Source organism: Nitrobacter sp. 62-13, from assembly GCF_001896955.1.
Taxonomy (GTDB): Bacteria; Pseudomonadota; Alphaproteobacteria; order Rhizobiales; family Xanthobacteraceae; genus Nitrobacter.
Window position 1 is genome coordinate 1 of sequence record NZ_MKRN01000176.1, and the last position, 7,933, is coordinate 7,933.

At 60.4% G+C, this 7,933-nt stretch carries 3 protein-coding genes and 3 pseudogenes; 2 read left to right on the forward strand and 4 right to left on the reverse strand.

Features of this window, described 5'->3' with window-relative positions:
- Positions 1–181: 181 nt before the first annotated feature.
- Together BGN91_RS12235 and BGN91_RS12240 are read right to left on the reverse strand one after the other, a co-directional pair.
- Positions 182–1,191 (reverse strand): annotated as a pseudogene (locus BGN91_RS12235) (IS110 family transposase).
- Between the two features lie 432 nt (positions 1,192–1,623).
- Positions 1,624–1,983, reverse strand: a complete 360-nt coding sequence (locus tag BGN91_RS12240; RefSeq protein WP_292613521.1) for a hypothetical protein — start codon at positions 1,981–1,983, stop codon at positions 1,624–1,626.
- 228 nt (positions 1,984–2,211) lie between these two features.
- Here BGN91_RS12240 and BGN91_RS12245 point away from each other — a divergent pair.
- Positions 2,212–2,355 (forward strand): annotated as a pseudogene (locus BGN91_RS12245) (Ku protein); the annotation flags it as partial.
- A 214-nt stretch (positions 2,356–2,569) separates the two neighbouring features.
- Here BGN91_RS12245 and BGN91_RS12250 read toward each other — a convergent pair.
- Together BGN91_RS12250 and BGN91_RS12255 are read right to left on the reverse strand one after the other, a co-directional pair.
- Complete coding sequence (locus BGN91_RS12250) at positions 2,570–5,773, reverse strand: DUF2309 domain-containing protein (RefSeq protein ID WP_292613523.1); 3,204 nt, start codon at positions 5,771–5,773, stop codon at positions 2,570–2,572.
- A 393-nt stretch (positions 5,774–6,166) separates the two neighbouring features.
- A complete protein-coding gene (locus BGN91_RS12255; RefSeq protein WP_292613659.1) occupies positions 6,167–7,255 on the reverse strand; it encodes a L,D-transpeptidase in 1,089 nt (362 codons plus the stop codon).
- 159 nt (positions 7,256–7,414) lie between these two features.
- Between BGN91_RS12255 and BGN91_RS12260 the strand changes: the two are divergent.
- Positions 7,415–7,933 (forward strand): annotated as a pseudogene (locus tag BGN91_RS12260) (IS5/IS1182 family transposase); the annotation flags it as partial.

Below are 7,933 nucleotides of genomic sequence, written 5' to 3' on the forward strand. Positions count from 1 at the left end.
ATGTATACGGCGTCTGAAGATGCAACGAGATCGCTGCGCGCCCTGATGAATATCCGCTTGGAGAACAGGTCCCACTCAATCGAGCGCGCTCGAGGCGCTTCGGATTGATCGGGGTGTCCTGATTCTTCGCCTCCGGCTGTTCGCCATCACCTCACTTCGCCCTGACCATTCCGAGAGCCAGTCAGGCTGCCTGCGGCTCGTAACGTGATCCATCTCTGAGGACGGCGAAGATTGTTCTTGCCATGCGATGCGCAAGGCGATGGCGACGACCTTCGTCTTCTTCCGGATCAACATGCTTGATAGCCAATCCGATCCCGGCTCGCGCTTGAGTCTGCGTCTGAGCATGATCTGCGCCATGGCGCCCAGATACAACAAGCGTCGGATATATCTATTACCCATCTTCGAGATCCGGCCCACCCTTTGCTTGCCTCCGGTGGAGTGCGGTTTGGGCGTCAGACCAAGCCAGGCAGCATAGTCTCTCGCACAGTCGAAATTGCCGACATCAGGCGTCGTTGCCGCGATGATCGTTGCCGAGACCATGCCTACACCCGGGATCGTAGCCAGACGCTGGCTTGTCTCGCTTTGCTCGTAGGTCTCTTCGATCTCATCGGTCAGCCGCTCGACCCGCTTGTTCGTCTCGGCCAACTGATCGAAAAGCAAACTCACTGGCATCCGAGCCGCGTCCGGCAGCCGATCCAGTTGGTCCTTTAATCGATCGACGTTCTGCGCGCCCTTCGCAGCTATGATTCCGAACTCCATCATGTGGGCTCGTATTGCGTTGCCGATCTGGGTGCGCTGACGAACCAGAAAGTCCCGCGTGCGATGAAGAACCAGAACCGATGAGCAGGCTTCGCTCTTGATTGCGACAAACCGCATGGAAGGACGCGTCACGGCTTCACAAATGGCGGCCGCGTCCGCGGCATCGGTCTTCCCGCGCTTCACGTAAGGCTTCACATAGGACGGCGGCATCAGCCGGACGTCATGTCCCATCTCCTGAAGCCTGCGCCCCCAGTCGTGAGAACCTGCGCAAGCCTCCATGCCGATCAAGCAGCGCGGACGCTTCTGGAAAAACGCAAGCAACTGACTACGGCGAAGCTGGCGACGCACGAGAACCCGACCGTTCTCGTCTACACCATGGATCTGGAAGACGCTCTTTGCGAGGTCGATACCAACTATGGCAAGCTCGGGCATGGATGGCTCCTGCAAGCGGGACGATGACAGCCAGACTATGGCGCAATGCGACGCCGGAAGCAGGAGCCATCCACACCATCAATCGAGGAGCAGGTCCCAGTGGGAAAAGTGATCCACGCGATCATCGACAACTATGCGACCCACAAGCATCCGAAGGTGTTTCGCTGTGCGAGAAGCGTCCGGCGGGGTTTTTTATCTGGGATCTGCAATCAGGCGGGGCGACCGTCGAAGTCACCTACGGTTGGTGTGTTCTTTTTTTTGCTGAGGGGTCATCTTCGTAGGACTGTTCTTGCCAGCAATGCCACGAGGCCCGAGTTGCTCACGCTGAAGACCGTCTCGGAAAGTGGCGGTTCAACACCATTCGGCTGCCTATGGTTATCTTTGTTCTCGACCATGCACATGCTCCTGGTCAGCTCGCGCTGACGGCCCGTCTCAGACGAGGCGCAAGGGCAGCGGTAGTTGGAAGTCCCGATATCGGCCTTCGTAGCGATCGGTGAAATCCTGAAGGAAAAACGGGATATCTCGGGCTTGCAGGTCGCACCGGCGGCGCAGCTCGCGCGCAACATCTGCAGACACGTCCTGCGACCAATGCTCTCCGGTATTAAAGGCGACGACGCGGCTGGGATTGTTATACTGGCCGGTCAGCAGGTCCTGGATCACCGTTTCCAGGCCGGTTTGCTCGTAGTCCGTCTCGCACCACACGCGCCCGCTTCTGAAATCATCGGCCACCAGATATACCGTCCGGTCACGCTTGCTTGGGACGATCGAAGGCGACCAATTCGGATTCGGCATATCGGAACTCCAATACAACAGAGCCGGGATTCAAGTACGGGTCATCCGATTCGTTTCCGAGGAATTTTCTTACAGCCGCCTTTCTCTGAGAACCCGCCCCCGGCGAGGTTGTGCATTCATTCGGCTTTGCGTTTTTTAATGCCTTCTTAGCCGGGGCTTTTTTTGTTCTCGAGGCTGGTTCTGATTTCAGGCTCTGACGTAGCGCGTCCATGAGGTCAACCACGTTAGGACGTCAAAATCACCAAGGAAATGCTTGATCTAGCCAAGCATATCGTCGACCAGAAGAGCGGCCACTTCGATCCAGAAAAATTTGAAGATGACTACGAGAAAGCCCTGAACGAACTGCTGACGAAGAAGAGGCACTTCCGGCCAACCTTGGCTGCAGCAAATGGCAGAAGATCACACCGTCGCTTCCCGAATCTGATGTGTGGACCGGCATGGGTTGAGTCAATGTCTCCGGGGCATTGAGGTGGAAGCGGGCGAAAACCCATCGCGGCTCGCGGCGAAGAATTCTCAAGCCGCTCCGATCCTGATCCAGCCAACCTGTTGCAATCGGGGGTCCATATACGTCCACACACGATAACATTCATGACTCGATAGGTTGTTGCGACGCGTGTAGTCCTTCAATCTGAGGCGATTGAGCTAGTCTGTGGCGAATTGCTAGTGCTCTCCCCTCAAATGAGGAGCCATCTTCTTCCGCAGACGCTGCTAGAGACGCGCGCTCCTCCCACTGGCCATTGTCGAAGACGAAAGGCTTGTAGCCCTGTGTGGGGTCGATGACGATGGCGCGAATCCAGCCACCGTGCACCAGGTTCTTGACCTTGACCACGCTTTGCAGTGCGCGCCCGGCAAAATCCAGCGGCGCCTCGATAAGGGCAATCAGGCGCATCGGCTCGTGATAGGGCTGGCCGTCGCGCATCACCGTCTGTATCGGCAGGCCCGTGCGCAGATCACTTATGTTGCCTGTCATCACGCCGAAGCGCCCGGCCACGTTGTGATAGACCTTGCTGCCGCTGCCCATGCGGGCATTGTTCACGGTAGAGAAAAAGTACTCGAGGTTGATCCACTCGCCCACCACGACTGGCGCCGCCAGCAGTTTCTCAAGCAAGCGCCCCTTAGGATCGCAGCGCCAGTCATACGACAGCAGGAAGGGACGGCCCTGCAGGTCGGCGGCCTCTGTGAGGCTACGACGCCCGATGATGCCGTACACGTTCTTCGACAGCCCCCACTCGGGCCGCGTTTGCGCCCAGTCCACCGCCAGGCGGTGCGCCATGCGATAGGCCTGCGCTGGCTCGATCGCCTGCGCCTCCGGCAGAAGCTTCGGCATGCGCTCAGCCGCAGCCAGCTTGGACGCGGCGAGCAGGCCGTTACGCAAGCGATCCAGATAGGCCAGGTGACGTGGCGGCAGTACGTCGAGATCGTGCAGTTCGATCGCATCGGTGGTCGTGTTGTGCAGCGCCGGCAGAAACCAGGTGTCATCGGGAATGTTGATGCCCATGCCGCGCAGCCGCTCGCGCACCTCGGTCTTGTTGGCCATCTGCGCCAGCACCCGAGCGTTGATCAGACCGCTGGCGCCGCCGCAGGCGCCGCAATCGAGTGCCGCTTCGTAGGGGTTGTTCTCGGTCTGCCCGCTGTGGCCCACGATGAGCACGAAGCGCGAGAAGGTCTTGGTCAGTCCGATCATGGTCAGGGCGGTGTGCACGTAATTGACCTGCTCGTCGAGCGAGTAGCCGATGCGTCCCAGCCGCACGAGCTGATAATTGGCGTAATCGGCATCGATGCGGTAGTCCTCGCGCAGCTTGTCGAGAAACTCGGCCTCTTGCTTTTGCCAAATGCCGAACTCCGTTCGCAGCCGCGTCGGCCCTTCGCGGTGACGCAGCGCGGTTTCGCGCAGTTCGCGGATCATGTCGTCATCCACCCGCTCGCGCTCGACATGCAGCTCGGCATGCAGTGCCTTGACGATCATCGCCCGCTGCAGGGTGCGGATGATGGAGTCGGCCTGCTCGCGGGTCAGCTTGTCCACTAGCAGGCGGGTGACGGGCTTTTCGGCATCGATGCGGCCGCGCCAGTGGCTGTAGCCCAGCGGCGCCAGGGTCTTGCCGAACAGATCCAACCCGAACAGCATGCCGACCGCTTCCACCGTGACGAAGGGCGAAAGCACCGAACTCTTGAGATCGTGCAGCACATGGCCGAGGGTGCTGACGAACTCTTCATCCTTGGAGTTTAGTGCGGCTGGCAACTCAAGGACCAGGTTCTTGGGCGTGACCACCGCCGGACAGAAGTGACTCTCGCTGCCCTTGCCATAGCCGAGGAAGCCTACGGGCACGCCGAAAAAGCCAGCGATGCCAAAGGTCTGATAGTCGCCGACCCGCTCCAGGTGGCGGCGGATGGGCTCCGAACGCACGTCGATGCAGAACAACGCCTGGGCGAACGGCCGCTTGCCGGCCGGCAAATCCTGCGGCACCTGGACCTGCGCGAGCAGATGATCGATGGCCCGCGCCTCCATCGCCAGAGTCCAGACTACCCCTTCTTGACGCGCAAACTCCTGAAGCCCTTCGATCAATCCCGCGATATCCTCCGCCGAGAGCGCTTCGAGCGCCGGGACGGCCTCCGCCGCGGCGGCCAGTTCGCGCAAAGCGGCAGCCTGTTCCTGTCCGAGACGGGCTTGCCATAATGGCCAGTAGCGTTGCAGCAGAGCCTCGCAGCGCTTGCTGCCGCCGCGCGACAGCGTGTCGTCGATGCGTTGCGCCCAATCGGGCAGCACCTCGCCGCTATGCAACGCGTTGCGCAGGAGGCTCTCCGCGCCGCGCTCATGCAGCACGGCGTCGAGCTGGTCGCGACGAACCGGCGTGCCGCGGCGCCGCGCACTTTCTTCCAGCAGCGCCAGTCCTACCACCAGGCGAATGGCCAGAAGATCGACGACGTCGGCGGGGTAGCGCTGCGCCCAGTAGTAATGCTTGGCGGACGAACGCCAGCGTACAAAGCCAGTCCAGCCGTACAGCCGGGTAAGCACGCGGGTGAAGTAGGCTGGCCAGTCGTCGGCGCCGATGCCCATCTCCTCCATGACGTACACCACTGCACTCTCGGAGTCCTGCACCCGATCGAGAATGCGCCGCACGTGCAGCCCGCGCAGGAACATGCGCGCATTGCGCCGCGCGATCTCGCTCCAGGCGGCGAACAGGCCGCGCTCGCGCCCCGGCATGCGCCACGAGGACTGGTCTTCGTCGAAAAAATCCAGATAACTCTTGATCACCAGCTCGTCGAGTTCGTCGGCCAGGCGGGTACCCCACAGGGCATCAACCGCCTCAGGCAGTGTGCACGCGTGTAGGCGCTGCTCCAGATCGGGCAGGAGTGCGGCTACATCCACCGCCTGCGCGGGCGGCGGCTTCCGGTGCAGCGCCGCAAAGGTGTCTTGCGGCCGCACGCCCGGCATAACTGCATCGCGGTCATGCTCGGCCTGCATCAGCGCCGACAGCCAGCGTGGCCAGTTGATGCCCGGCACCGCTGGCAAGCCTTGCGAGCGCCGCGCGATCTCCTCGATAAGCGTATCCTGCCGCACCTTGCCCTCACGCTGCCAGTGCTGGTAGTTACTGCGCGGCAGGAACATCCGCGCCTGAAACAGCTCCGCAGCGCGGCGCACCGCCTGCTCGAAGGGCATGTCTTCCAGACCGAAGAGCGGATTGCGGCTAATGAAGGTGCGCATCGGCCAGAAAAACGGCACCGGTTCGCTCGCCACATAGGCGGTCGAACGCACCCGAAGACGCCGCCCGAGGTTCAATGCATCCATCATAACTGTTCCTCCGATAGAATCCAGCGCTGCGGAGCCGCTTCTTCGCTTAGACCTTCAGTCCCTAATGCCCGCGAGACGTCCGGGCCAGGCCAGGTGATTGCGAAGCGAGGGTCGCGGGATGAAGAGTTAGCGGCACTCAGCCGCGCGCTAGCCCGATCATAAGGACGTATTCCGATAAGCCAAAATTGGATCTGCTTATTTATTTTCCAAGTTGAACTTATGTATTGCTAGCTGCTGTGACGGATGCAGAACCCGCAGCGGGTCGAACAAGCTCCTCAAAGAGCAAGGCATGAGAGCCCGGAGCCGGAAGAGCATCGCGCACCGTATCGGCGCGGCGCTTGCTTGGCTTCGATATTCCGCAGAAGCTCATTGCAGGCGTGATGGCCTCATGGCTTAGCGGTGACGATGACCTCGCACTCGCCTTCTTTCCGCGGCGCTCGTTGTTTCGGATGCACTCGCGTTCGTCTCTTTAACCTTGTCGTCACCGATAAATTCGACGGGCGTGCCTTTCTCGACAACCGCTGCCAATTGCAACGCGTCCCAATTGGTAAGTCGGACGCAGCCGTGTGATTCAGTCTTGCTCACTTTACTCGGGTCCGGAGTGCCGTGAATGCCAAATCCTTGTCCGGTTAGACCAATCCAAACGAGACCGACAGGATTGTTCGGTCCAGGCTTAACGGTGAAGGGCTTCCTCGTCTTCACACCTTTGAACTGATACTTCGGGTTGTAATGATAGGTTGGGTTCTTTTGGACACCGGTGACCTTGAGAGTCCCGCTTGGTGCCGGCTTTTCTTCGCTTCCGACCGTGGCCGGGTAGAATGCAAGTAATTGCCCGTCTTGACTGAATGCCTTCACAGTTGCGGCCGTCTTATCGACCTCCAGTCGCGCTACTTTCGCGTTCAGCTCCGTGTCTCCAACTCGCGGCACCACAATCGTCTCTCCAGCCTTGGCGAATCGCGCGTTCGGGTTCAACGCCGCGAGCAAGTCCTCGCTGCTGTGAAAGCGTTCGGCTAATTCCTCTCTGGGCGAGGTATAGGAGAGCCTCCGCAGGTCTTTCATATCCTCCATTTTGGTGGGTAGGCGATCGACAAACGGGCCATTTAGGTCCTGCTCCGTAATTGTATACTGCATCAGGAGATCATCAGGACCATTTGCGGTAAGCTTAGCCCAGAGATCGTCGGTCCATTTCCCCTGCCAGGACGTTCCTTTTGCTGCAGCGAAAGCAACGAGCGCTTTTTTTAAGTTTTCACCGTCTTTGCCGTCGATCTCTCCTGGCGAAAAATGGGCTCTATCGAGCAGGATCTCGATCTTGACCGTTGTTCCGTCTAGGCCGCCTTTCGGTCTTGAGCTAGCTGCCGGTGTGGCGGTGTTAATTGCCTCCGGAGTCAGGGTCCCCGCAATTGCGGTTTGCCAGGGAACTGAAATCGCGAACAGGCTAGTCAGAATAAGAAGACAGACGCGGAGCTTCGATTGCTTGATCATGGTGCCCTTCCTGTTTCCAATAGGAACTCGCAGACGGCAAAGTTGATCCCTCACGAGCAGCACCTTCTGGCCGTCCGCGCGCGCGCCGAGAAGAACGAAGAGCGAGATCGAGTCAGCTTGCGGTCGAGCCGCACGAACCACGGTACCGTCGAGGATCAGGCGCAGCCGCGGGTGAAGCGTCTTCTGTCGACCGAGCATTTCAGCGTCGACGGCACGCTGATCCAGGCCTGGGCTTCGATGAAGAGTTTTAGGCCAGTCGATGGCCCGGACGATCCGCCACCATCGTCGGGCGGGCGCAACGTCGAGCGCGACTTTCGCGGCGCGACGCGTTCCAACGCGACGCATGCCAGCACCACCGATCCGGACGCCAAGCTCTATCGCAAGGGCGCGGGCATGGAGGCAAAGCTGGCCTTTCTCGGCCATGCCTTGATGGAGAACCGCTGGGGGCTCATCGTCAATACCTGCCTGACGCCCGCCAGCGGCCATGCCGAACGCATCGCCGCCTTGGCGATGATCGAGCCGCACGCCGATCGCCCCGTCGCTGTGACGCTGGGGGCCGACAAGGGCTACGACGCAGCCGACTTCGTGAACGAGCTGAAGACGATGAACGTGCGGCCGCACGTCGCCCAAAACACGACGCGGCGTTCTGCGGTGACGCGCGAACCACACGCCATCCCG